Here is a 24,456-nt window from a genome sequence, read left to right as displayed (position 1 = left end):
AGCTCGCAGCCGGGTGTGTATCTGTTCTCTCCGCAAATGCAGTTCCAAACGCAGATGATGGTCATGGCCATGGTGCGGACGTTGGATGTGATTAGGGGTACGTAGTGCGCGGGGCAGCGAAAAAGTAGGGTAGCGAATAAGCATTTCCATCGCTAACGGCTAACGGCCACCCCACGCCGTAAAATTGAAATTATCTACACAAAGCCCCATAGGGCAATGCTTTACACGCCTTTACCCTATGGGGTATTTCCATGCCCGAAAAACAGCCCTTGACAATACAACCCCAATGGTGTTTATTTCGGCACATACGCCGGCCAAATGGCTCGCGGTATGCGTACGGCCAAGGCACACTGACCTACGCCAACGGTGCTGCTCACAGCGGACAATGGCTGAATGATGAGTTTATCGGGTAACTACGATATTTTTGCATGAGAATAACGCACATTTTCGAGAGGTGCTTGCTTTCGTCGCAAAAATATTGAGATAATTCGTAAGGTGTTGCAGAATGCCGAAAAGGACGCGGCAGACGAAATTATCAACAAGGATTTTATTAAAAAGTCAACAAAGAAATGGCTGAGACCAAAATGTACATTCCTTTGAGTAATAATTGGTACAGTTACGCCTTGATAATAATTTTTGTGTGTATTTGCACTCCGCTCATGCGGCGCAGTACCGTCGACAACAGCAACGTGCCGCTGTGGGAAACAAACAGCATCCATTGATGCCGGATCAGCACCACATGCTATATATTGTGGTTGTTCTCCAACCATCTCCGCCACGGCGCGAATTAGCGTAGACTTGCCGCACCCCGGCCCACCCTTCAATATATATACCGCCTGCGCTGCTTGCAAATCAATAAGTTGGTCATAAAACGAGTAAAACCCGTCGGGCGTGTTGCTGCCCAGAAAAAACGTCATACCATCGCCTCCATGGTTCATGGTATGCTGCGGTTGGTTTAGGCGTGAAAAAAGAACCGGTCATGCGAACGGCTCTTTTTGTTCAGCAATAAGCTCAATTACCAGTCGCCAAGCGGCTGTAATCTCAATTATCCTCACCTATCAAAGCAAATTTAACACCTATGTTCCCCCGTTGCATATTGCCGAGTATTATGGTATACTATTTTTAATTGTGCTTGGGGGCGTTGTTATGCTATTTTTCATTCTAATACCCATTTTGCTCATCATCGGGATCACGCTGACATTCTTGTTTATGCGCAACCGCGTCAAGACCTTGCCAAAGCTCGGCGGGAAACTGTCTCCGCAAACCGTACATTCGAGTATCTCACAACGCGCCGGCGATAGCTTGTCGCTGCTTATACGCTGCCCGACGGTCAGTATTTCCGAACCTGATGGCGATTACATCGCCTTTACGGCTCTTCACCGCGTATTGCCGTACCGCTACCCTCACATTTTCAACACCATGACCATCGAAACAGTCAACACACACAGTTTGGTATTGCGCTGGCGCGGCAGCATCCCCAATGCTGACCCGCTTTTGTTCTGTGCCCACCTCGATGTCGTGCCGGCGGGCGAAGATTGGCAGGAAGATCCATTCGGCGGTAATCGCTCGGGCGGCAACATCTACGGACGCGGCGCGCTGGACGTTAAAAACATCTTGGTCTGCTTACTCGAAGCGGCGGAGTCGCTGATTGCCGAAGGCTTTGTACCTGAGAGTGATATCTATTTCGCTTTCGGACATGATGAGGAAATCGGTGGACAGCACGGCGCGGGCGAAATCATAAAATATTTCACGCAAAAAAACTTGCGCTTTGCCATGGTCCTGGATGAAGGCGGCTTCATCTCAGCGCATCGAGGGCAACATATTGCAGAAATCGGCGTAGCTGAAAAGGGCATTATGAATTTGAATTTGCGTTGCCGTGACAAAGGTGGACACGCATCTATGCCGCCGCAGCAATCGGCTTTAGGTCGACTTTCCGAAGCATTGAGCCGACTCGAAAGTTGTCAGCCAACGCCGCACTTAACACCGTTGACCGAGGATTATTTTCTCACCATTGCCGGCATGCTCACTAAAAGGCAACGGTTCGCATTGGCAAACCGTGCTGTTATGTCACGCCAATTGATGAAAGCATTGACCGTCCACCCGCAATATAACGCGTTGCTGCGCACCACGGCGGTCGCAACCATGGCATCATCGGGGCAAGCGCACAATGTGCTGCCCAAAGTCGCCGAAGCAACTGTCAACGTGCGACTATTAACAGGCATGTCAAGCCACGAATACTTGGCATTCGCACAACGGCTGACGGCTGATTTAGACGTAGAAATGACTATGGATAAAATGAAGGAGCCGGGCATTGTATCCGAATACCATGACACAACATTCGACAAACTCGCCAATGCCGTGCGCGACACATTTGGCCCCATTACTGTCGCACCGTACTTGATGGTCGGTTCAACCGACGCCAATTATTACGAACCGCTAAGCAATCACGTGTATCGGTTCGGGCCATTTGCCGTGACGGCGGCGCAACGCGCCACCATTCACGCCGCAGACGAATATATTTCGGAACAGTCTCTCGGCACAGCAGTGCTGTTTTACCGAACGTTGATGGCACAGGGATGGTAAATATAGTGCAGAATGCAGAACTAATCATGCAGCATTCCGGCGCAGTTGCCGCCGCGGCAATCCCCATTGCCATGCTCAATCTGTCCGCCGAAACACAACAACAACTTAACACCAAGCTGACCAATGCAAAAACAGCATTTATCGCGGCATTCCCCTACTACCGCGACATCGGACATGCGCATATCGCCCGTTACGCGTGGGGACAGGACTATATCCCCGCACTGCGTTTCCGCATGAGCGCGGCACGCGAAGCGCTTGCAAGCACTTATGAAAACTATAACTTCACCGTCCTCGCCAATGGCTACCCTTTGCCCATTGTCAAAGCGGCGCGGCTGTCCGGCTTATGCCTCACGGGGCGCAACGGCTTGGCGATTCTGCCGTCGTATGGCAGCTATATTTTCCTGAGTGCTATTGTGACTAATATGCCGCTCAACATACAACCCCGATCGGCAGGGTTTTGCCATGATTGCGATATTGAATCTTGCGGTTGTCCGACTGGGGCATTGCAGTTTGACCCAGTCAAAGGCACGAAGTTAGATCACGAAAAGTGCCTGTCATTCATCAGCCAAAGCCGACATTCCACTCAAGAGCAATTGCAACTTTTAGAACTCTCATCCAGTCTGTACGGCTGCGACTTATGTCAAATCAACTGTCCGTACAACACCAATCCCAAAGAATCGCCCTATCCTGAGTTTCAACCCATGAAAATGCCCAATGTGCGCCGTCCCGAGTTATTAGAGCGCAATGCTAAATACGCCAAAGGAGAAACCCCATGAAACGCAAAATTGCCACCTTGCTCGCCCTCTGCCTGTTCGTAATGTCTGCCGGCACGACATATGGTGTCACCCCGCCGCCGCAAGCCGAAGCGCCGGATGACGAAACGGCGGCACTCACACCATCGCAGCGTATCGTCTTTCTGACTATCGACGACGGCCCGGGCGGACACACACACGCTATTTTAGATGTGCTCGACGAATTTGGCGTACCGGCGACATTCTTTTTTCTGGGACAAAATTACCGTGCCAACGCCGGTGTCATGCGCCGTGCCATTGCCACAGGACATGGCGTACACCATCACAGTTGGTCGCATACCGTAGCACAATTTTACAACCGAGGCCCCGGCGGCTTTATGGAAGAAATCGACCGCACAAATGATATGCTGCGCGGCCTCGTCTTTGCACGCAGCCGCCTAATTCGCGTACCCTTTGGGTCGCATCCGTGGTTTTCACCGGCCGCAACCGGCTATCGCTCCGGCTTGCGCAATGCGTTAAACGACAACGGCTTCCGCTTTTGGGATTGGAACATCGACTCCAACGACTGGCGGTATGACGCCAACCAGGTCGAAGCTGTAGCACAAAATATCATCGGCCCGCTGCGCAATCACAACTGGAGCCGTCCGGCCAACGTCCTCATCCACGAATATGGCTGGACGCCGCAACTCCTGCGCCGCGTATTGCCCGTTATATTGGACGAGCTGGACGCCGAAATGCGCGTCATTACCAATACTTGCACCCCGCAGAATTTTCAGAATGACATAAATTGAGAAAAGAGCGTCAATCTTGACAACCTACTGCAACTTTGGTACAATGATGAAGATTTTACAAGGTTAGGAGCATTGCATTATGGTTTCAGTTGCCATTTTAGGTTGCGGCATCGTCGGTGCCGGCGTTGCCGATTTATTGACCCAGAACGCTGCGCCCATCTCGGCGCGCGCCAAGGAGCATGTCTCGCTCAAATATATCCTCGACATTCGCGACTTGTCAAACACCCCCTACGCACCTTACGCCATCAAGGATTTTGACACCATCGCCAACGACCCCGCCGTCAAAGTCGTCGTCGAAGCCATCGGCGGCGCAACCGTTTCACTGGACTTTACGCGCAGGGCCTTGCAAGCTGGCAAGCATGTTGTCACGTCTAACAAAGAACTTGTCGCCGAATATGGCGATGAACTGCTCGCATTGGGCAAAGAAAATGGCGTCAACTATCTCTTCGAAGCAAGCGTCGGCGGCGGCATCCCCATCATCCGGCCAATTGACCAATGCCTCGCCGCCAACCGCATTTCCGATATTTGCGGCATCCTCAACGGCACGACAAACTATATGCTCACCAACATGAAAGACCGCGGCTTGACCTTTGAAACAGCACTCCAAGAAGCGCAGGATAAAGGATATGCCGAGGCCGACCCTGCCGATGACGTACAAGGCCATGATGCTTGCCGCAAGATTTGCATTTTGGCATCGCTGGCGTTCGGTGCGCATGTCTATCCCGAACAACTTAATGTACAAGGCATTGAAGCCATTACCCCGCAAGATATGCAATATGCGTCAGAAAACGGCTATGCCGTGAAATTACTTGCCCGCGCCCACTGCACTGACAGCGGCAAAATCTATGCGTGGGTGGCGCCGCATTTTGTACCCAATGCCTCGCCCCTTGCCAATGTTAATGACGTATACAACGGCATCACCGTCACCGGCGACGCTATCGGGCATGTCATGTTCTACGGCCGCGGTGCGGGCGCCATGCCAACTGCCAGTGCTGTTGTCGCCGATGTCATCGATGCTGTCAAACACATGGAGGCACGCAAATTCATGTCCTGGCAGCCTGCCAAAAACCGCGACCCGTTGCCCCATGATATCGAATCACAGTGGTATATCCGCGATGGCGCAACACAGACGATTACGCTCAAGGCACGCGATTGGCGTAAACTGGGCAAATTTTCTGCAAATGCCGTTGCCCTGCGGGTTCTGGATGCATAATAAACACTAAAAACATAACAAATTCTACTTGCAATTACAACTATTACACTTTACTTCAAACCCGGCACTGGCGTTGCCGCCAATATCACCGCAATGAATACTATGTCCCGCGCTGGCATCACCGCTAATTCCTGCACAATCGACGTTATTGCCCGCAATAACACCGCCGCTAATATTGCCGCAATCCAAATTATTCCCTACGTTGACGCCTCCGTAGATTTTATCGCAGTCAACATTATTTCCCACATTCGCACTACCATGAATATTGTCGCAGTTCAAATTGCATTCACACACAACATTTTTCGCCTCACCTTCAAAGGTGAAGGTAAATTTCGATAAATTATCAGTCTCTTTCACCATTTTCTTGCCAAGATACACAACGCCACGGATAGTATCGTCGTCGTCCCACGGCACAGATCCAATGTGCGGCGTTTGACTTTCATGCCCGCCGCTTCTTCCGAAAAGCGCATCAATTGAAACGGCAAAATAATCGGCAATGTTCGGCAACAACTGAATATCGGGGCAACATGCGCCCAACTCCCACTTGGAGACAGTTTGGTTAGTTACACCGAGATGGTTGGCTAAATCTTCTTGCGTGATTCTCTTTGCTCTGCGAAGCTCGGCGATTTTTACATTGATTGCAACGGCAGACATATGGCATTCTCCTTTTATTTTTGTGATGAAATAATTATATCCCTACAAAAACAAAAATGCAATGACGTATTGGTTGATTGGCTTCCAACCTGAGGTTGGAAGTTCCTCATTTCCTATCAAAAAATGGCGATTTCCCCGACACCGACAGCGGAATGCCCATCACCAGTTCATGCTCACCCATCAATCCCAACGACGCCGCAGCTTTACCGATGGTAAACATAATGCGATTAGTCAATGCGGCTATCGGCCGCCAATGCCGCTGCCGAGCCAAGTGCAATGCCCAAATCAATACCGATAAATACGCAAACGGCACCCGCGTCATTGCAAGAGGCGCAGTTTGCAAATCGACAAAGCCCGCAACGTTCATTCAACCCACGCGGTTGATACTTTATGCCTACCAATACCACGGCACCGCTTGCGTCGGTGTTATCGGCATCACGGCTGAAAAAGGGTGCGGGAATGGTCTCACTCAGTCGGCGCATTTTGTCGGTGATTTTCTTTTTTTCCTCACCGGTGACAATGGCTGTATCCATATGGTCAATCCCACAGGCTTTCGGGGCTGTTCGCACTGCCGCACAGACAGCATATGCGAGATTTAATACTGCCTGTTCTTCGGCCTTTTGTGAATTGATAAACATATTATATGTCCCCCTCTTTCCTATATTATTCCGCCTGAATTCCTGCTGCTTGCAATACCTGCCGCCATGCACTGCCTTGATAAGCATGCATAAAGTGCATATTATCTACATGCCCCATAGCGCCGGCACTCGCAACAGTAAAGAAAATCTCAAAAACACCGTCACGGTTGACATCATAAACACCGTCCAACACGATAAGATACGCTTGCTCCAACACCTCGGCTTCACGGGAATCAACTTGCCGATAACGCTCGTACAATAATGTCACATTTTCTCCATCAACAATCATTAAAAACGAGTATACGCCGGCATCCCCGCTACGGATTTCATCATCGGTAACCACTGCGCCATCTTCATCCTGCGGCGTGTTGGCGGCTATAATCGTCTGTACGCGACCATTCCCAAGTAGATCAACCATTGCCACTTGGTCAATATTAGCCGAAGCAACGGTCAACCCGCGCTCATCAAGCAAATCACGCACAGCGTTGACCATATCACGCGTCACAACTTCCGGCGACTCAACCACAGCATACATTGATACCGAGCGCGGCTGAGAGAAGTTCGCCGCGCTGCCGCTTTGCGTCCAATCTACCGACTCGTCGCCACCCTGCACCCATGTGTCATCAACATACGCACCATACGTTATGCCGTTCAAAACAACCCATTTCACTTCGTCTGGCATGACCGCACCCAACATAGGTGTCTCTTCATAACCGTACACCGGTGTTGGCGGCGACGTTTGCAGCAATATACCTGCGTCATGGGCCGCGCAACCGGCAATGAAAAACAATGACACCGCAAAGACAAGTAGCTTTCGCATGGGGGTAAGCCTCCAAAATTAGTCATTATGCCATATTATATCAGTCACGCTCGAAAAAAACAAGGGCGGGATATCCCCCGCCCCATGCTCTCACTTACAACACACCCTTCAAATACTGTCCCGTATAGCTTTTTTTGCACTTAGCAATCGCCTCCGGCGTACCGCATGCCACAATCTCACCGCCCTTGTCGCCGCCCTCGGGCCCTAAATCAATCACATGGTCGGCACTTTTAATGACGTCCAAGTTGTGCTCAATAACCAGCACGGTATTGCCGCCTTCAACTAAGCGTTGTAACAACTCGACCAACTTATGCACATCAGCGGTATGCAGTCCCGTTGTCGGCTCATCCAAAATATAGATGGTGGCGCCGGTACTGCGTTTGGCAAGCTCAGTCGCCAATTTCACGCGTTGCGCTTCGCCGCCCGAAAGTGTCGTGGCAGGCTGCCCCAGCTTAACGTAGCCCAAGCCCACTTCGCACAACACATTTAGCCGCCGCGCAATCCGCGGCAAATTTTCGAAGAAGGCCGCCGCTTCCTCAATCGTCATTTCCAACACTTCGTAAATATTCTTGCCCTTGTACCGCACTTCCAGCGTCTCGCGATTGTAACGCTTGCCCTTACACACCTCACACGGCACATAAATATCAGGTAAAAAGTGCATTTCCACTTTTAGCAAACCATCGCCTTTACAAGCCTCACAACGCCCACCCTTGACGTTAAAGCTAAACCGACCCGGCCCGTAGCCGCGCATCTTGGCCTCAGTCGTGGTGGCAAACAAGTCGCGAATTTCGTTAAACAGCTGCGTATATGTTGCCGGGTTTGAGCGCGGTGTGCGCCCGATGGGCGATTGATCGATGTCAATAACCTTGTTGAGGTACTCCATGCCGGTAATCTTGTCGTGCTTTCCGGCGTGCTTGCGTGCACGGTTGAGTTCAGACGCCAAACGCTTGAATAACACCTCATTGACCAGCGACGATTTGCCCGACCCGCTGACCCCGGTCACACACGTCAGCACACCCAACGGAATGTCCACCGTCACGTTTTTAAGGTTATTCTGTCGTGCACCATGGACAGTCAGTTTCTTACCATTGCCCTTGCGCCGCTTGGCCGGCACGGGAATAGTGCGCTTGCCAGACAGATATTGCCCCGTCATCGACTTCTTGCATTTCATAATATCATCCAGGCCGCCGCTTGCCACAATCTGCCCGCCATGAATGCCGGCACCCGGCCCGATATCAATGATATGATCCGCGGCACGCACAGTATCGTCGTCATGTTCCACAACCATCACAGTATTGCCCAAATCACGCAAGCGGCGCAATGTATCAAGCAGTTTGTCGTTATCTCGTTGATGCAGCCCGATAGACGGCTCGTCGAGAATATACAGCACACCCATCAGTGACGAACCGATTTGTGTCGCCAGCCGAATACGTTGACTCTCTCCACCGGAGAGCGTGCCACTCGCACGGGATAATGTGAGGTAGGTAAGCCCAACGCTTGTCAAAAAGCCCAATCGCTCATTGATTTCTTTCAAAATCCGCTCGGCAATCATCATCTCGCTCTTGCCCAATTTAATGCCCTTGGCGCGTTCAAGCGCTGCCTCGACCGACAGCTCACTAAATTCGGCAATACTCATGCCGTCGACAGTCACAGCCAGCGATTCCGGTTTCAAGCGCTGCCCACTGCAATCGGGACAAGGTACGGCCGCCATATAATTTTCAATGTCCTGCCGCATGGCCTCACTTTGTGTGTCACGGTAGCGGCGCTCTAAGTTTTTGACCAGCCCCTCAAAAGCTTGTTTGTACTTTGATACACCGTTGTTGCGCTGGTAGAACATCTCCAATTTTTCTTTTGTACCATACAGAATTGCGTCCATGACATTTTCAGGCAACTCACCCATCGGCGTGTCAAGCGAAAAGTCAAAATGCTTGGCCAGCGCCGTAAAATACATTGATGAGATCGAGTTATCGGCACTCTGCCAACCCGATGCCAACACCGCACCCTCGTTATAGCTGAGACTGTAGTCCAACAGCAACGATGGATCGATTTTCAACTGTGAGCCCAAGCCCGTACAAGTCGGGCACGCACCATACGGATTGTTAAAGCTGAACATACGCGGTGTAAGTTCTTCCAAGCTGATGTTACAATCCACACAGGCATATTTTTGGCTGTACAGCGTTTCAACTTCATTCTTCTCATTGTCAACTGTTACGGAAAGCACAAGCCCACCCGATAAATTGCTCGCCGTTTCCACACTGTCAGCCAGCCGCCGGCGTCCCTCGGCATCAATGGCGATGCGATCGACCACAATGTCAATGGTGTGTTTCTTGGTCTTGGTCAATTTAATCTCTTCGTCCAGCAAATACGTCTTGCCGTCAACGCGTACACGGGCATAGCCGCTATTGCGTGCATCGTCAAAAATCTTTTGGTATTCGCCCTTCCTCGCTCGCACAACGGGCGACAAAATCATCAAGCGCGTGCCGGCCGGCAGTTGCATGAGACTATCGACAATCTGGTCGATGGTCTGCTGTGCAATCGCCTTACTGCACTTCGGGCAATGCGGCGTACCCACTCGCGCCCAAAGCAGACGCAGGTAGTCATGAATCTCAGTGACTGTACCCACCGTCGAGCGCGGGTTGCGTGATGTCGTTTTTTGGTCAATCGAAATCGCGGGTGACAGCCCGTCAATCAAGTCAACATCGGGCTTGTCCATCTGCCCCAAAAATTGCCGCGCATACGCCGACAATGACTCAACGTACCGTCGCTGTCCTTCGGCGTAAATGGTATCAAACGCCAGCGACGATTTTCCCGAGCCGCTCAGTCCGGTAATGACGACCAATTTGTCACGCGGTATGGATACGTCGACATTTTTCAGGTTATGCTCCCGCGCGCCTTTGACAATGATGTGTGTGTGCATGATGTTCCTCGTTCTAAAATTAATTTTTTAGCTGTCGCTCAATATCCCGACTACCGTGTATCATACGATAAATTTGTATCAATGCCTTATCCTCATTCACCTTGTAAAACACTGCGTAATCGCCAACAACAAGCCGTCGATATGACGGACGTTTTATGTATATTTGTGCCGCATATGGGCTGTTCTTTAAGAGGTCTAATTTCTTTCGTAAAAGCACGAAAAAATTACCCGACGTACTTGGATAGTACTGCAATAAGCACCGGCGTATATCCATTAAATCACTCTGTGATTCCGGCAAAAATTCTATTGCATACATCATGCAAACAAATCCTCAAACGGCTTCCAAAACTCTTCTTCGTCCAGCCATTTCGTATTTGGATCTTTCGCGCTCATTTCAGCCTCGTCAAGTTTACGATTGACATACCGCTCATATAAATACGCCTCATACTTAGCAAATTCCTCAATCCCAATCAACGCAGCCGTTCCGCGCCCATTGTGCGTAATAATCACATGGCCGTCATTGTTCGCAAGTTCGTTTAACTCAGCATAATTGTTTCGAATATCCCGCACCGGCCTAACATGAGTTTTGTACATAGTATCACCCTCCAAAGACTATCTTACCCCTAGTGTATCACAATTATGATACACCGTCAATATTCAATCTCATACATTCTCTCGCAATCGCTCTCACTATGCGCCATTCCCGCCTTTTCATACACACGGCAAGCCCGCGCACTATCCTTGTTCGTCAGCACAAAACTCTCACTAAACCCATTACCCCGCGCCCAATCAACGACAAATTTCATAAACTGCGTACCATACCCTTTGCCTTGATGCGCCGTATGAATATCCACCGAATAGATAAAAAACTGCGGTGCTTTCCCGTCCATGCGAGTCAACAAATAGCCGTACATCAAGCCAATAATTTCCCCACCCAACTTCGCCGCCAACGCAATATTCTGCTTCTCCGACAAAAACTTCTCAATCTGCACTACATCAAACTCCTCAAACCACTCAACAATCCCCTTGATTGCCGCAATATCCTTTTGCTGCAACAACTCGAACGTCAAACTCATTTCGCTTTCCCCCTACCCCGGCAACAACCGTTTCGCCGCCATCCGCGGCCAGCGCGTACAAGGGCGGAATCCTTCAGCATACGCCACACCGCTTTGCAAGCCGCGATATTTTGAGCAGGTACGCACGAAATCCAGAAAATCAATGCCATCATGGTCACGCAACCAGCGAATTTGCGTGTCGTGGCATTGCAACGCCTGCAATTTCAACTCAATGGCATCGGTAATATCCACATATTCTGTTGGTATAAATCCCATACCCGCCAGCGTGTCCATGTATATGATAGGCGGAACGGCATCTAAACAACCATGCTGTGTGTGGTAGTGGGCGATGGTCGCGGCAAAGCTGGCATTAAACGCCATCTCACTTGTCTGAATATGGTCGCGCATATAATCGTCGGGGTCATGGGTGATAATTAGGTCGGGTTTTGCATAACGTATGACCTGAACAAGCTTGCGCACGTCATCTTCATTAAAGTTATTGACCAATAAATCGCCCACGTCCAATGCAATCGCCTCCGCGCCCAGCATTTTTGCCGACTCTTGCGCCTCTTTTTTGCGCATTGCCGCCAACTCTTCCGGCATAATGACTTTATGCCCCATATTGCCGTTCGCCACATGGCACATAAAAACTTTATGCCCTTCTCGCGCGTAACGGGCGATTGTGCCACCGCAACCAACTTCTAAGTCGTCGGGATGGCAACCGATGGCTAGTATATTCATGGGTGGTTTTCTCCTGCCTTTCCTCGCGTTATCAAATCACTTAACCGCTCTCGCATCACAGCAAACGACGTAACCTCCGTCGCCGGCCCGATGTTGTGCGCTAAGATACTATGCGCCCAAGCGTGAATCGGCAACCAAGTCATACACAAATCTAAAATCTCCTCAACAGCATAGTCCCCGCCGAAATAGCCTTCCATATACGGCCGCTGAAACTCGAACAACCCGCTTACAATATAGACCTGCTCATACTCCACCGGCGCATACATTGCATCGGCAAAGTCAACAATCGACACGTTCATATTCTCGTCAACCAAGATATTATCACCATGCAAATCCCCGTGACAATATACTTTCTGCCCCATATGAAAACCTTTAAGGTACGTCAACAACTCCGCCCGAAACGATTCTGGGAAACCCTCATCTTCCCACTCATCGTTGTTGATAGCATACTCTATTACGTCAATGGGTGTAAAGTTTTCACACGGCAAGTTCAGTTGGTTGGTAATTTTGCGCATGTTTCGCCCAATTGTCACTTTATTCTCATAACTCAAGTCACCCTCAATTTTACTAAGCTCCTTGCCGCGGACATATTCCATAATCATGTAGCGGAAGTGATATTTATCCACTACCACCCCGTCGGCAATCAGCTTTGGCGACGGCACACCATGTGCATTCGCCCATTTCATGCCGAATAATTCGACGTTGAACTCTGTGCCATACCCGTCACTTATATCTTCGTACAGCTCCGGTGGCGCAAAAATCTTGGCAATATAGTCGCCAACCTTGAACACCGCATTCGTGCCGGGCGTCACGTTTTCGATTTTTGCAATGGGCAAATTTTCTTTTTGCATAATGTGCGTTATCAGCGGTGTAAATGCTGAAATAGATTGAAATGTATTCCACCAATCATCCCAATGGTTGATTTGCTCTGTAAATAGCATCATATCCTATTTCCCGCCGCTCAATTCCACAATCCTATCTCGCAACACCGCCGCATACTCGAATTCCATCATCTTCGCCGCCGCTTTCATGTCTTTTTCCAGTTGCGCAATCATTGTCAACTTTTCTTCGCGTGTCATGTCGTTATCGGTGCGCACTTGTTCTGTGCCGGCGGGTTTTGAAATTTCCAGCAACTTGCGTACACTCTTAACGACCGTCTTCGGCGTAATGCCATGCTCGGTATTGTGCGCCTCTTGAATGCCGCGGCGCCGTGCCGTTTCGTCCATGGCAACCCGCATGGATTTGGTTATCTTGTCGGCGTAGAGCACAACTTTGCCGTTCTCGTTACGCGCCGCACGACCGATGGTCTGAATCAACGACGTTTCGTTGCGCAAAAAGCCCTCTTTATCGGCGTCCAGCACCGCCACCATCGACACCTCGGGCAAGTCCAAGCCCTCACGCAGCAGGTTAATGCCAATCAACACGTCATACTCACCCAACCGCAAGTCGCGAATCAGCTCCATGCGCTCAACAGCGTCGACTTCGTGGTGCATATACCGTACGCGAATTTGCAACGTGCGGAAATAATCACATAAATCTTCCGCCATTTTTTTTGTCAATGTCGTCACCAGTACACGCTCTCTTCGCTCGGCACGCTCGTTGATTTCGCCGACCAAATCATCCACCTGCCCTTGAATGGGGCGCACATCAACGACCGGGTCAAGCAAGCCTGTCGGGCGAATAATCTGCTCAACAATTTGCCCCGAGCGACTGCGCTCATATTCACCCGGTGTTGCTGAAACATAGACAACTTGGTTGACACGCTGTTGAAATTCTTCGAAATTCAACGGCCTGTTATCAAGCGCCGACGGCAAACGAAATCCATAATCGACCAATGTCGTCTTGCGCGCACGATCGCCGGCGTACATACCGCGCACTTGCGGGATAGACGCATGGCTCTCGTCGATAAACATCAAAAAATCTTTGGGGAAGTAATCAAACAGCGTGTACGGCGTACTGCCCGTCTCACGCCCCGACATAATGCGCGAATAGTTTTCAATGCCGCTGCAATAGCCAAGCTGCAGCATCATCTCAATGTCGTTCATCGTGCGTTCGCGAATGCGCTGGGCTTCAATGTGCTTATCGTTTGCCTCAAAAAATTTAACACGTTCCCACATTTCATCTTCAATTTCTTTGACAGCAATTTGTACCGCGTCCGCCGAGGCAATGTAGTGGCTGGCAGGATAAACCGAAATGTGTTCAACCGTATTCAACACGCCACCGGTAACAAGATGGATTTCACAAAGCCGCTCAACTTCATCGCCGAATAACTCAACGCGAATCGCCTTGTCATAGGCATAAGCAGGAAAGATCTCAATCGTATCACCCCGCACGCGGAACATGTTGCGCTCAAACGCCACGTCGTTGCGCTCATACCGCATATCAATGAGCTTTCGCAGCAAATCATCGCGTTTGACTGTCGCGCCCGTCCGCAGCGACAACATCATGTTGCTGTAATCGGTCGGGTCGCCCAAACCGTAAATGCAGGACACCGACGCCACAATCACCACATCGCGCCGTTCAAACAACGCACTTGTCGCCGAGTGCCGCAGGCGCTCCAACTCATCGTTAGATTTGACATCCTTCTCTTTATAAAAATCAATCTGCGGAATATACGCCTCAGGCTTATAGTGGTCATAATAGCTGACATAATATTCAACGGAGTTTTCGGGGAAAAACTCCCTAAACTCCGCACACAACTGCGCCGCCAAGGTCTTATTGTGCGCCAGTATCAGCGTTGGACGCCGCACGGCCTCAATGACCTTCGCCATGGTATATGTCTTGCCCGAGCCGGTCACACCGAGGAGCGCTTGCTCCTGCAAGCCGTTGGTAACACCGTTTGCCAATGCCTCAATGGCCTTTGGCTGGTCGCCGGCGGGGGAAAACTCACTGACTACTTTGAAATCAGGCATGAGGGGAGGTCTCCTTTACGAGAATCTCCCCTCACTATATCAGAACATTTGTTGTTTGTCAAGAAGTTTCTCACGTTACAAAGACTCAATATTATGCTCTAATTTATAGCACTCCAAAATAAACGTCACATCATCAAGACTCGGGTTGTTAAAGCAGATTTCATTGCCGCAAAACGCCTCGGAAAATCGTTGCCGCAATTCGGTCGCCTTGTCGGGATGTTTCTCAAATATACGCTTGAAAAGCGGCATAGCTTTTATCGCCCATTTGCCGCTTTGCATTGTGTAGTAAGCATCACCCCAATACGTGCCGCGCCCCACAGGCAGCCAAGTCTTGCTACCCCAATTATCGTCATAATTAAAATACCGCAAACTTCCGCCGTGACAAGTCGTCCATGGCTTTATACGATAACCGTGATTGCCGGCTTCACCGTGTAAATAAAACAAGATTTTCCGCAGCTCCTCCGGCGCACCGTCTGTGAATGCTTTGAAAAATATTTCGGTATCATGCTTTTCGGACGAAAACGCTTGAACATAACGGTACGAAGCCAAACCGAACAGAAAATGGTTAGACACGTACGACTGTGGGCAATCGTCCATACAAGGATAAGCGTCGTTTCTGTGACACTTGCAGCATTCCCTGCGCCGTGTCTTGCGGAATGATTTCAGCACGGCAATGGCATTCGACGCCCTGCTTTGAGCGCACCGCTACCCCGGCCAACACCGTCACCTTTAATGCCATTACGCTCGATGTGGTTGAGAAATTCGGCGATTGACACATTCATAGCGTTAAACGTATCAAACAAACCCACTTGCTTGTCGATATAAGTCTGTGGTTTCTTTTTCTCGGCCAGGTATTCAGCAAACGTCTGCGGGTTGCTTTGCAATGTTGGCGCGAGCATCCGTATCGTCTTCTCGCCCACCCACTCGGCGCGCCCATCCTTAACAAGCCCTCTGGCGCGACGCAAATAAGTGTGATTTTTGGGTTGATCGTCAACATCAATTACATTGACGATGTTATCAAATTTTGTAACTTTATCCATAACAATAAAACCTCCGTTATATTAATAACGGCAGGGCACAAAAGCTATCCAATTTCTATAAAACCCTGTGCCTGCCGCGCAATACGACAAAGACAGGTTACGTCTTTGTATAAAATACATTCTCTGTTTGCTGTGATGGGTGCCGTCCCCTCAATGTATGGAATTATTATAACACCGGACAGCATGTGTTGTCAAACGGCCTCATATATGCAGCCGCTTGACAATCTCCCCCCGCATCGACCGCTTTCCGAACAACGCAAACCATGCCATCACCAGCACCAAATACACCGCCGCAATGTACGCCGGCCAAACAGGCGCAAACACCCCAACCAAGCCACAAGCCATCAATCCCAAGGCAATTGCCGTCATTAGGAGTAAGTACATCGCACTGTCGTACAGCCGTGTAGGATTGATACAAATAAATACCACCAACAATGTCGCCAGCCCGATCAATGTCCACGGCATAACCCAACTCAGCGACCAACCGGGATAAAAGTCGAGCATATCGACAATAAACGCCATAAACATCCCGACCAAACTCGTCCGCACCACAGCCATCAGCCAGCTGCGCCGAAACGCATCAAAATCCGCTGTCAGCCAAGCTGCCGCCAAGCCTGCTGCCACAATCATCGACCATCCATGCAGTCCCGTCAGCAAATCAAGCATTGTACAAATCAGCCCCACCGCCAACGACGCAAAAGCAAAACTCCGACGCAACAACGACATCAACCGACGTTTAGGCTTAGTATATTTAGGATAGTAAGGTGCGTTGCCCTCGTCAGCGCGCCGCAGCGCACTACACCCATCAATCGGGTCATGGCACAACGGGCAGGCCTTTTGCTCCGATAGAATATTTACATCACAACGCTTACAACACCTCATCACTAACACCTCACGATCCATTGCTAATCAACTGAACCCCTACACCATCATGCCGCAACAATCCGACAATATCACGCTCCAGCCACGACTCGGCTATACGCCGCGTAACAGACAACACAAACGTATCTCTAAAACTCACCGCGCCGAATGTATGCGCGTTCTGGTGAGGCATGCCTATCACCATATCGAAATACTCCACATGTGCCGCCATATCGTCGGGCAGCACCACACCGCCCAAGTTCGACAACGTGCTGGTAAACAACCGCTCACCGTACAGCACAAATGCCGCCCTAAGTGCCATGTTTTTAACCGTCAACGGCGCAAGCCGTATCAACACATTTCGCTCGCTGTTGACATTCAAGCTCATGCGATGCCGCAGCGTCTCTTTGGTTGCTTGCTCGCGCAACTGGCGGCGGACTTCTGCACAAACATCCGCCATGTTTTCAGCATTTTCATTCAACATTACGTTAACATAAGACGAAAAATTGCGCAATGTTTTCGACGGAAAGAACTTGCGCAGATTGACGGGAACGGACAACTTTACCGGGCGATTGTCCGTACAGTGGCTATGCAAGGCATATAAAATCAATCCGCCCAAATATTCGGTAATCGTCACACCGTTTGCCTTTGCCGCCATTTTGAGTTCGGCAACAGACATCAAACATTGCGTCAACGCCCCGTCACACAACGGCTGCCCCGGCGCTTGCCATGCCGGTGTTTCTGCCCAGCTTCCCTTAGCATGTGGGTCGGCATAGCGCAAAAAACTGTCTTCCCACTCCCGCGGCATGGGGTCTTCGTTGAGGGATAAAATGCCCTCCTGCGGCTTGTCCAACAATCCCATGCGTGTCAAATAATCAGCCGTCAAGGCTTTCAGGTACGTCAACGCACCAAGCCCATCAGTCAGCACATGGAAAAATTCCACTGAGATGCGTTTGCCATAATACAATACGCGAAAAACAACACCCTCGGCGTCACGCAGCGGACGGCACGGCGGCTCACTCTCCCGCATGGCTCGAACTTGCAGGCTTTGTGGCGGCTTGTCCAAAAAGTACCAAAACAGCCCGCGCCGCATTTGCACATACAGCGACGGGAATCGCCGCAACGATGCCGCAATAGATTGATCAAGGATAAGTGGGTCGATCTCATGCGTCAGCGTAACAGACACGCGAAACACCGCACTCCATTCTTCGGTGTGCGTCGCGGGATAAATTTTGGCGGCATTATCCAGCCGCAGCCAGTCTGTGGGAGCATTTCTCATACAGACAGTATAGCATAATATGTCAATTCATGGCAAGTATAGTGTTGCCAACACACGACACATATGATAAACTATCTTTATCTCTCCACATTTGCCAATATCTCAGGCAAAATAAACTTCACATCAGGGTATAACAACAAAATCGGCGCGGCTTTCATCCGCAACCCCAATGAAATCTTGCGCCCCAAACTTGCCGCATCATCAAACAATACAAAATGTGTTTGCTTCATCTCATCTTTGTAGGTAAAGTAATAGGCGCACAGTTCCGCCGAGAAAAACACTGACGGGTTGCGCTCGGCCAGCAACACTTGCAGCACAGACACATCCAAGGCTTTGCCTTGCTCACCTGACTGTGATAAAATAAAATCACGCCGCAACGGGTCAATTTCAATGGCAAGCTGTCGGTTGTATCGCTCGGCTTTTGATTCCCATTGCTTGCGCAGCGTTCCCGTTGTTACGGCGGAGTTAACCAGCAATGTCGCTTGCCCGATATGAGCATAGCGCTCTGTAACCGTCAACGATAACCCCTTGCGCGGCAACGTGTCGGACAATTCTAATACCAACTGCTCCAACGAGCGGCGTACCGGCTGCTCAAAATCACAAATCACACCTGAAAATTGGTGCATGCCGCACTCGCGTACGATTTCCGCGCGCAGCGTTTCCACATCACCGCCTGTGCGGTCGTAATGCCGGTCGTGGATAACCATCAACCCGCCGCGCATAGCCGTACCGATCGCCCCACGCCGCAATGTCAATCCCGTCCCCACCGCATACGCCATATGCGCCAGTGGCAATCCTAATGCCGCCGCCGCAACCGTATCCGCAGGCGAAACAGCAAGATAAATTGATTGCATGATTCCCCCCCCAAACAGTCCATATATATGAAAGAAATGAGGTGCAATATGTCTAAATTCAACCCCGACCGCTGTGTCAACGCCATCACCGACATCACCGTTGACTTCCTGTGTAAGCATGATATCCAAGGCTTGACACTCGACCTTGACAACGTACTGGCGCCGTACAAACAAACCCGAGCCACAACAGCTGTCGCCACATGGCTCGCTGCCATGCGTGACAGCGGCATAAAACTCATGGTACTGTCTAATGCCGGAGAACCGCGCGTATCGGCATTCTGCGCACCGCTGGGTTTGCAGTATATTGCCAACGCCGGCAAGCCACACCCCGCCAATTACCGCCGCGCCGCCGAAATGCTGCAATTACCGCCCAAGCATATCGCCATGGTCGGCGATCAAATTTTTACTGACGTACACGGCGCCAAACGCAGCGGCTTCTACGCCATCCGCGTTGCACCAATTGATTTGAGCAATCCGTTTCATCGGGCAAGGGCTTGGGTGGAAAAACCGTTTCTGCGAAAAAAATAAGATAAAGAATGCCGCTTATAGCTGCAAACAGCTTATATTTTGTGAGGAAAACATGAAAACAGAGAGACTTATCCTTCGTGAATATGCCAAAGATGACAATCATAATCTTTACAAATTATTTTCAGAAGAGTTTGTATCAACATACGAAGCTCATTTGCAAATGGATAATATTTCCGATGTTGACAAGTATATAAAATTCCATTTAGAAAACGCCCAATCTTTAAACAGAACACATTACTATTTTGTTATTAAAACCCAAGCAACTCTCGACTTCGTAGGCATAATCGGATATTCGTTTGTGGAAAACATAAATATAAATGGCACTGGCGGCTCAGCGATGGAGTTGGAGTATTACTTATTAAAAGAGCATTGGCGCAAGGGTTATATGACCGAAGCTTTACGAAAAGTAATATCGCTAGCTTTTGAGAACAATACTATCATAAAAATCTTTGCACAATGTCACATAGAAAATAAGCAAAGCGAAAAGGTTATGATAAAATGCAATATGTATAAATCGGCAAAACAACCCAAGCCCAAAGCTTATAATGGCGTATTAAAAGAAAATATACGATACGAATTATCAGCTGATAATTATGCCGGAAAATAAGCATCTTCTACATCCCACTACAATACGGAGGACACCCCATGACAGCAAAGTTCGGCCCCGCCGGCGGCAGCGACAGCTTTCTTTCCGAGAAAAAACACGCCACTGTTGACGCACCCGCTTGGTTGCATGCTCGTGGACTAAACGCCCTCGAAGTACAGTTCGGGCGCGGCGTCAGCATGGGCGAAAAAACTGCCAAACTGCTGGGCGAACACGCCGCGGCATACGATATCGCGCTGTCAGTGCACTCACCTTATTATATTTCACTCTCCAACCTTGACGCCAAGGAAAAAAACCTGCAATACATCAAGCAAAGCGCTGGCGCCGCCGATTGGATGGGCGCGAGCAAAGTCATCGTACATACCGGCGCAACCAAAGGCATGACCCGTGAGCAAGCTCTTGACAACGCCGCCGAAACATTGACCACCGCACTTGCCATGCTTGATGAACTAAATCTATCACACATCACGCTCTGTCCTGAAACCATGGGCAAAATCAATCAACTCGGCACGCTGACCGAAGTACTTGATTTATGCGTGCGCTTGCCGCAACTCGCGCCCTGTGTAGATTTCGGGCATCTATATGCCCGCACGCTGGGCAACTTGACTACGGAAACGCAATTCGCCGCCATTCTGAGCGAAATCGAATCCGCCATTGGCCTTGACAAGGCAAGACTGCTGCACTGCCACTTCTCTCAAATCCAATACACAACCGGCGGCGAATACAAGCACCTCACTTTCGGCAACGGCGAATTCGGCCCCGACTTCACTCCGCTCGCCAAGCTTTTCGCCCAACGCGGCTACACGCCGACGGTCATCTGTGAAAGCGCCGGCACACAAGCCGAAGATGCCATCACAATGAAAACCTTATATGAGGAGAACCTATCATGAACGACCGCTTACAAACCATACGCACCGGCATGAGCGCCCAAAACCTCGACGCGCTCATGCTCACCTCCCCTATCAATCGCCGCTATATCACGAGATTCCAAGCCTCAGCCGGTGTTGTGCTCATCCTGGCCGATACCGCCTATTTCCTAACTGACTTCCGATATAGCGAAGCGGCCAAAGCGCACTGCTCCGCCGATATTAAAGTCATCGAGATCTCACGCGAGAAGTCATACAAAGAATGGCTGCCCGAGCTGCTGTCCAACGCCAAAACACTGGGCTTTGAATCTGACAGAATGACCGTTGATGAACATACGCGCTGGTCAGCGTTACTGCCCTGCGAAATGAAAGCGGCGCAAACAATTACCGATAAAGCACGGCAAATCAAAGACGCCGACGAAATCAAATATATCACGCAAGCCCTGCGCATTGCCGAGAATGCATTTACAGCAACGCTGCCTTTGCTCACACAGCGCCCCACCGAGCGGCAAGTCGCCACCGAACTCACCTGTCATATGCTTCGTAACGGCGCGGAAAAGAGCGCTTTCGACATCATCGTAGTGGCAGGCGAAAACGGCAGCCAACCGCACGGCGAACCGGGCGATCGTGTCATTGAGCACGGCGACTTCGTCACCATCGACATGGGTGCTGTCGTTAACGGCTATCACAGCGACTTTACGCGAACGGTTGCTGTCGGCAGTGTGACAGACGAAATGCGCGGCGTCTATAACACCGTTCTGTCCGCGCAGTTCGCAGGCATCAATACCGTCTGCGCCAACGTAAAAGGCGGCGACATCGACCAAGCCGCTCGCAAAGTCATCGAGAATGCCGGCTACGGCGAATATTTCGGTCATGGCTTCGGCCACGGCATAGGATTGGAAATTCATGAGAGTATCAGTGCCGGCGCAGGCGTAGAAGACACCCTGCCCGCCGGCTCAACGCTGACAGCCGAACCCGGCATCTACCTCCCCGGCAAATTCGGCATCCGCATTGAAGATCTTCTTGTTGTCACTGACAACGGATATGATAATTTAAGCACCCTGCCGAAAGAGTTGTTGCTTTTATAAATACCCCTTGACTCTGCCGTTGGGGAAGCGTTTATGATAAGCATATCTCAATAAAAAATGGAGGCTTTATATCGAACAAATTGACTTCAGCAAGAATACCGATATTAAGCTGCTTTACGACAAGGCAAAAGACCTCGAACGCCGACTTGTCAATGTCGATTACAACGGCAACCCCTCTAACATACATCGGCTGCTGGAAGTTACCAAAAAGCTTGATAAGAAAGTGCCCGACGTAATGGTTGTTAGAATACCAGCATTTCGAACTGTCACATCGGGTTTGGCTTCAAATGGACAGATGGCTGGCGACAACAAACTTTATCGAAGACGGAAGCCGCCGAAAAATGGGTCACATGATTTATGTGGATGAAGAAATCAAAAAAGGGCTCGGCTATCATCAGATGAATTTGTATCTGCCCATCAAATTAAAAGACAACTTAATTTAGGAGGAAATCCCATGCCCCGCATCTTAGCAATAGACTACGGCGACAAGCGCACAGGTGTGTGCTTATCCGACCCGACAGGCACGCTCGCCGGCCAAGCACAAACACTGACACTGCAAGGCAAAAACTTAATTGCCGCCATTGTCGATATGGCAGAGCGCAATCAAGTTGAAACCGTTGTCGTCGGCTTACCGCGCAACATGGATGGCAGCTACGGATTTCGTGCCGAAATCACACAGGAATTCGTCGAGAAGTTACGCACCCGCGGTCTCAATATTGTGTTGCGCGATGAACGCTTGACCACCGTCAGCGCCCACAACATCCTCAACACACACAACAAACGCGGCGACAAGCGCAAGGCTGTCGTCGACGCCGTCGCCGCCAGCTTGATTTTGCAGGATTACTTGGATTTCTTGAATAGGCCTTTGTAGAGGCAGGCTTCCATGCCTGCCCGCAAAACTAAGCTTCTTCACTTCTCCTTCCGCAACAGCTCCGTCACCCCAATATAACACAGTAACGCTCCAAACAGCTTCTGCAACCACAACCCGTCAGCGTGATTCGACCACGTCGCGGCAATGGCTGCAGTAATCAATCCCGCAATTACGGCAGGCACAAAAACAGTCCAAACCACCTGCTTTTCACGGGCGTGAAATACCAACGAACTGCCCGCCGTAGGGATGAAATAGAGCAAATTCACTGTCGCCGCCGTCAAACGCGCGTTGCCGGCAATGGCAGTCATGTACACCATCAGCAAACTGCCGCCGCCAATACCCCAGCCGCTCAACACGCCCGTTGCCAGCGCGGCAAAGCCATCCCATATCATACCAACAGCGCCCTCACCCCGCCATACAACACAAACAAGGCAAAAGCGCGCCTCAACCACGCGCTTTTTATTTTGCCAAACGTCAGCCCTGCAATCACGCCGCCAAACAACCCGCCGATTAAAAACGGCCAAACCGATATATCGCCCGGTGCGCCAGTGCGCAAATGCACAAGTGCCGACAGCGCGCTCAACGGCAAAATAATGGCAACACTGGTCGCCAACGCCTTTTTCTCATCAAGTTTTAGCCAACCGATAAGCAACGGCACAAGCAGCATCCCCCCGCCCGCACCGAATGTCCCGTTGACAATCCCCGCCGCCGCGCCAATAACGGCGGCTTTATATTTATTATCCATGGGCGTAGTTTGCGCGGCGTTTTCTGCGCCTATTCTTTTTCAGTGTAATGCTTGCAGACGGGCATTCTGATGTCTCGTTTTTTTGCTCGTTGATAGGTTCGGCGAGCGTGAACTTCCCTTTAATGTTGCCATATTACTTGCTCAGCATTACGGTGTAAGTCTAAATTATCTTGCGGGGCAACAAACAATCCACGCCCTTAAATTAACTGTTGACAAGCTCCCAAACTTATGCTATACTTCTCCTTGTTCGATTTGCGCGCCGCTTTGCAGCATATTCTGTCGATCACCCATCACAGCCAGCGCGTCACCGATCAAATTGAACAAATTGCCAAGCAAGCTAAGCTCGTCAGAGTCTTTGCCTTGCGCGATGGCAATCGCGGTTGCCGACGCCAGGGCAACAAGTTCTTGTCCTTGGCTACAATGCATATATTTTCACCTCTCTTCGTATCATCATATGCGCCACAATTCGACATTGTGTTTCACATTAATTACATGGGGGTATAGCTCAGCTGGGAGAGCGCGTGAATGGCATTCACGAGGTCTGCGGTTCGATCCCGCATATCTCCACCACGTACCAAAGGCTTGCAGTTCAGACTGCAAGCCTTTTTAGCTTTTTTTACTATTTTTATTTTTTCATCATTTTT

The 24,456-nt window shown here is 50.2% G+C and carries 29 protein-coding genes, 1 tRNA gene and 1 pseudogene; 12 read left to right on the top strand and 19 right to left on the bottom strand.

What is annotated here, in order from left to right:
* Window positions 1–251: 251 nt before the first annotated feature.
* Complete coding sequence (locus FWE06_04540) at window positions 252–413, top strand: hypothetical protein (GenBank protein MCL2546446.1); 162 nt, start codon at window positions 252–254, stop codon at window positions 411–413.
* On the opposite strand, the gene FWE06_04535 is transcribed toward FWE06_04540, so the two are convergent.
* Window positions 414–917 carry a hypothetical protein gene (locus tag FWE06_04535; protein ID MCL2546445.1) on the bottom strand — a complete coding sequence of 168 codons (504 nt, stop codon included), beginning with the start codon at window positions 915–917 and terminating at the stop codon, window positions 414–416. It lies immediately after the preceding gene.
* A gap of 229 nt (window positions 918–1,146) precedes the next feature.
* Between FWE06_04535 and FWE06_04530 the strand changes: the two genes are divergently transcribed.
* From FWE06_04530 to FWE06_04515, 4 genes are all read left to right on the top strand, one after another.
* A complete protein-coding gene (locus FWE06_04530; protein ID MCL2546444.1) occupies window positions 1,147–2,583 on the top strand; it encodes a M20/M25/M40 family metallo-hydrolase in 1,437 nt (478 codons plus the stop codon).
* Window positions 2,577–3,359 carry a hypothetical protein gene (locus FWE06_04525; protein ID MCL2546443.1) on the top strand — a complete coding sequence of 261 codons (783 nt, stop codon included), beginning with the start codon at window positions 2,577–2,579 and terminating at the stop codon, window positions 3,357–3,359. Before FWE06_04530 ends, FWE06_04525 begins: the two co-directional genes overlap by 7 nt.
* Window positions 3,356–4,126, top strand: a complete 771-nt coding sequence (locus tag FWE06_04520; protein ID MCL2546442.1) for a polysaccharide deacetylase family protein — start codon at window positions 3,356–3,358, stop codon at window positions 4,124–4,126. Before FWE06_04525 ends, FWE06_04520 begins: the two co-directional genes overlap by 4 nt.
* A 79-nt stretch (window positions 4,127–4,205) precedes the next feature.
* Entirely contained in the window at window positions 4,206–5,339 is a 1,134-nt protein-coding gene (locus tag FWE06_04515; protein MCL2546441.1) for a homoserine dehydrogenase, read from the top strand.
* A gap of 24 nt (window positions 5,340–5,363) precedes the next feature.
* On the opposite strand, the gene FWE06_04510 is transcribed toward FWE06_04515, so the two are convergent.
* The 15 genes and pseudogenes from FWE06_04510 to FWE06_04440 all read right to left on the bottom strand — a co-directional run bounded on the left by FWE06_04510 (window position 5,364) and on the right by FWE06_04440 (window position 19,110).
* Window positions 5,364–5,993, bottom strand: a complete 630-nt coding sequence (locus FWE06_04510) for a helix-turn-helix domain-containing protein (GenBank protein ID MCL2546440.1) — start codon at window positions 5,991–5,993, stop codon at window positions 5,364–5,366.
* 106 nt (window positions 5,994–6,099) lie between these two features.
* Window positions 6,100–6,475, bottom strand: a pseudogene (locus FWE06_04505) (DUF2148 domain-containing protein).
* Window positions 6,476–6,656: 181 nt separating this feature from the next.
* Entirely contained in the window at window positions 6,657–7,451 is a 795-nt protein-coding gene (locus tag FWE06_04500) for a hypothetical protein (protein MCL2546439.1), read from the bottom strand.
* Window positions 7,452–7,545: 94 nt separating this feature from the next.
* Window positions 7,546–10,368, bottom strand: a complete 2,823-nt coding sequence (gene uvrA / locus FWE06_04495; protein ID MCL2546438.1) for an excinuclease ABC subunit UvrA — start codon at window positions 10,366–10,368, stop codon at window positions 7,546–7,548.
* 19 nt (window positions 10,369–10,387) lie between these two features.
* Complete coding sequence (locus tag FWE06_04490) at window positions 10,388–10,687, bottom strand: type II toxin-antitoxin system RelE/ParE family toxin (GenBank protein MCL2546437.1); 300 nt, start codon at window positions 10,685–10,687, stop codon at window positions 10,388–10,390.
* On the bottom strand, window positions 10,684–10,962 hold the full coding sequence (locus tag FWE06_04485) for a type II toxin-antitoxin system prevent-host-death family antitoxin (protein MCL2546436.1): 279 nt from the start codon (window positions 10,960–10,962) through the stop codon (window positions 10,684–10,686). The genes FWE06_04490 and FWE06_04485 overlap by 4 nt, the downstream gene beginning before the upstream one ends.
* A 56-nt stretch (window positions 10,963–11,018) precedes the next feature.
* Window positions 11,019–11,444, bottom strand: coding sequence for a GNAT family N-acetyltransferase (locus FWE06_04480; GenBank protein ID MCL2546435.1), 426 nt, complete (start codon window positions 11,442–11,444; stop codon window positions 11,019–11,021).
* Window positions 11,445–11,456: 12 nt separating this feature from the next.
* Window positions 11,457–12,164, bottom strand: a complete 708-nt coding sequence (locus FWE06_04475; protein ID MCL2546434.1) for a PIG-L family deacetylase — start codon at window positions 12,162–12,164, stop codon at window positions 11,457–11,459.
* Window positions 12,161–13,108 carry an aminoglycoside phosphotransferase family protein gene (locus FWE06_04470; GenBank protein ID MCL2546433.1) on the bottom strand — a complete coding sequence of 316 codons (948 nt, stop codon included), beginning with the start codon at window positions 13,106–13,108 and terminating at the stop codon, window positions 12,161–12,163. The genes FWE06_04475 and FWE06_04470 overlap by 4 nt, the downstream gene beginning before the upstream one ends.
* Window positions 13,109–13,111: 3 nt before the next feature.
* Complete coding sequence (gene uvrB / locus FWE06_04465) at window positions 13,112–15,076, bottom strand: excinuclease ABC subunit UvrB (protein MCL2546432.1); 1,965 nt, start codon at window positions 15,074–15,076, stop codon at window positions 13,112–13,114.
* Between the two features lie 75 nt (window positions 15,077–15,151).
* Window positions 15,152–15,673, bottom strand: coding sequence for a hypothetical protein (locus FWE06_04460; protein MCL2546431.1), 522 nt, complete (start codon window positions 15,671–15,673; stop codon window positions 15,152–15,154).
* A 65-nt stretch (window positions 15,674–15,738) separates the two neighbouring features.
* Window positions 15,739–16,116, bottom strand: coding sequence for a hypothetical protein (locus tag FWE06_04455; protein ID MCL2546430.1), 378 nt, complete (start codon window positions 16,114–16,116; stop codon window positions 15,739–15,741).
* Window positions 16,117–16,317: 201 nt separating this feature from the next.
* The gene (locus FWE06_04450) at window positions 16,318–16,998 is read right to left on the bottom strand and encodes a DUF6320 domain-containing protein (protein ID MCL2546429.1); all 681 of its coding nucleotides are present in this window, start codon (window positions 16,996–16,998) and stop codon (window positions 16,318–16,320) included.
* 10 nt (window positions 16,999–17,008) lie between these two features.
* A complete protein-coding gene (locus FWE06_04445) occupies window positions 17,009–18,256 on the bottom strand; it encodes a hypothetical protein (protein MCL2546428.1) in 1,248 nt (415 codons plus the stop codon).
* Window positions 18,257–18,333: 77 nt separating this feature from the next.
* Window positions 18,334–19,110, bottom strand: coding sequence for a hypothetical protein (locus tag FWE06_04440; GenBank protein ID MCL2546427.1), 777 nt, complete (start codon window positions 19,108–19,110; stop codon window positions 18,334–18,336).
* Between the two features lie 48 nt (window positions 19,111–19,158).
* On the opposite strand from FWE06_04440, the gene FWE06_04435 reads away from it, so the two are divergent.
* The 6 genes from FWE06_04435 (at window position 19,159) to ruvX (ending at window position 23,067) form a co-directional block, all read left to right on the top strand.
* Complete coding sequence (locus FWE06_04435) at window positions 19,159–19,638, top strand: YqeG family HAD IIIA-type phosphatase (protein MCL2546426.1); 480 nt, start codon at window positions 19,159–19,161, stop codon at window positions 19,636–19,638.
* Between the two features lie 52 nt (window positions 19,639–19,690).
* The gene (locus FWE06_04430) at window positions 19,691–20,245 is read left to right on the top strand and encodes a GNAT family N-acetyltransferase (GenBank protein ID MCL2546425.1); all 555 of its coding nucleotides are present in this window, start codon (window positions 19,691–19,693) and stop codon (window positions 20,243–20,245) included.
* A 38-nt stretch (window positions 20,246–20,283) separates the two neighbouring features.
* Complete coding sequence (locus FWE06_04425; protein MCL2546424.1) at window positions 20,284–21,132, top strand: TIM barrel protein; 849 nt, start codon at window positions 20,284–20,286, stop codon at window positions 21,130–21,132.
* Window positions 21,129–22,196 carry a Xaa-Pro peptidase family protein gene (locus FWE06_04420; GenBank protein MCL2546423.1) on the top strand — a complete coding sequence of 356 codons (1,068 nt, stop codon included), beginning with the start codon at window positions 21,129–21,131 and terminating at the stop codon, window positions 22,194–22,196. Before FWE06_04425 ends, FWE06_04420 begins: the two co-directional genes overlap by 4 nt.
* 287 nt (window positions 22,197–22,483) lie before the next feature.
* On the top strand, window positions 22,484–22,639 hold the full coding sequence (locus tag FWE06_04415) for a hypothetical protein (protein MCL2546422.1): 156 nt from the start codon (window positions 22,484–22,486) through the stop codon (window positions 22,637–22,639).
* An 11-nt stretch (window positions 22,640–22,650) separates the two neighbouring features.
* Complete coding sequence (gene ruvX / locus FWE06_04410; protein MCL2546421.1) at window positions 22,651–23,067, top strand: Holliday junction resolvase RuvX; 417 nt, start codon at window positions 22,651–22,653, stop codon at window positions 23,065–23,067.
* Between the two features lie 38 nt (window positions 23,068–23,105).
* Here ruvX and FWE06_04405 read toward each other — a convergent pair whose 3' ends face one another.
* The 3 genes from FWE06_04405 to FWE06_04395 all read right to left on the bottom strand — a co-directional run bounded on the left by FWE06_04405 (window position 23,106) and on the right by FWE06_04395 (window position 24,238).
* Window positions 23,106–23,459, bottom strand: coding sequence for a sulfite exporter TauE/SafE family protein (locus tag FWE06_04405; GenBank protein MCL2546420.1), 354 nt, complete (start codon window positions 23,457–23,459; stop codon window positions 23,106–23,108).
* Window positions 23,456–23,812, bottom strand: a complete 357-nt coding sequence (locus FWE06_04400; protein ID MCL2546419.1) for a sulfite exporter TauE/SafE family protein — start codon at window positions 23,810–23,812, stop codon at window positions 23,456–23,458. Before FWE06_04400 ends, FWE06_04405 begins: the two co-directional genes overlap by 4 nt.
* A gap of 231 nt (window positions 23,813–24,043) precedes the next feature.
* Window positions 24,044–24,238: a hypothetical protein gene (locus FWE06_04395; GenBank protein ID MCL2546418.1), complete on the bottom strand. Its 195-nt coding sequence runs from the start codon at window positions 24,236–24,238 to the stop codon at window positions 24,044–24,046.
* A 68-nt stretch (window positions 24,239–24,306) separates the two neighbouring features.
* Between FWE06_04395 and FWE06_04390 the strand changes: the two genes are divergently transcribed.
* Window positions 24,307–24,382, top strand: a tRNA-Ala gene (locus FWE06_04390).
* Window positions 24,383–24,456: the final 74 nt, after the last annotated feature.

Source organism: Oscillospiraceae bacterium (genome assembly GCA_009780275.1).
Taxonomy (GTDB): Bacteria; Bacillota; Clostridia; order Oscillospirales; family UBA929; genus WRAI01.
The sequence above is the reverse complement of the archived record's forward strand: the minus strand, read 5'-3'. Positions and strand labels throughout refer to the sequence as shown.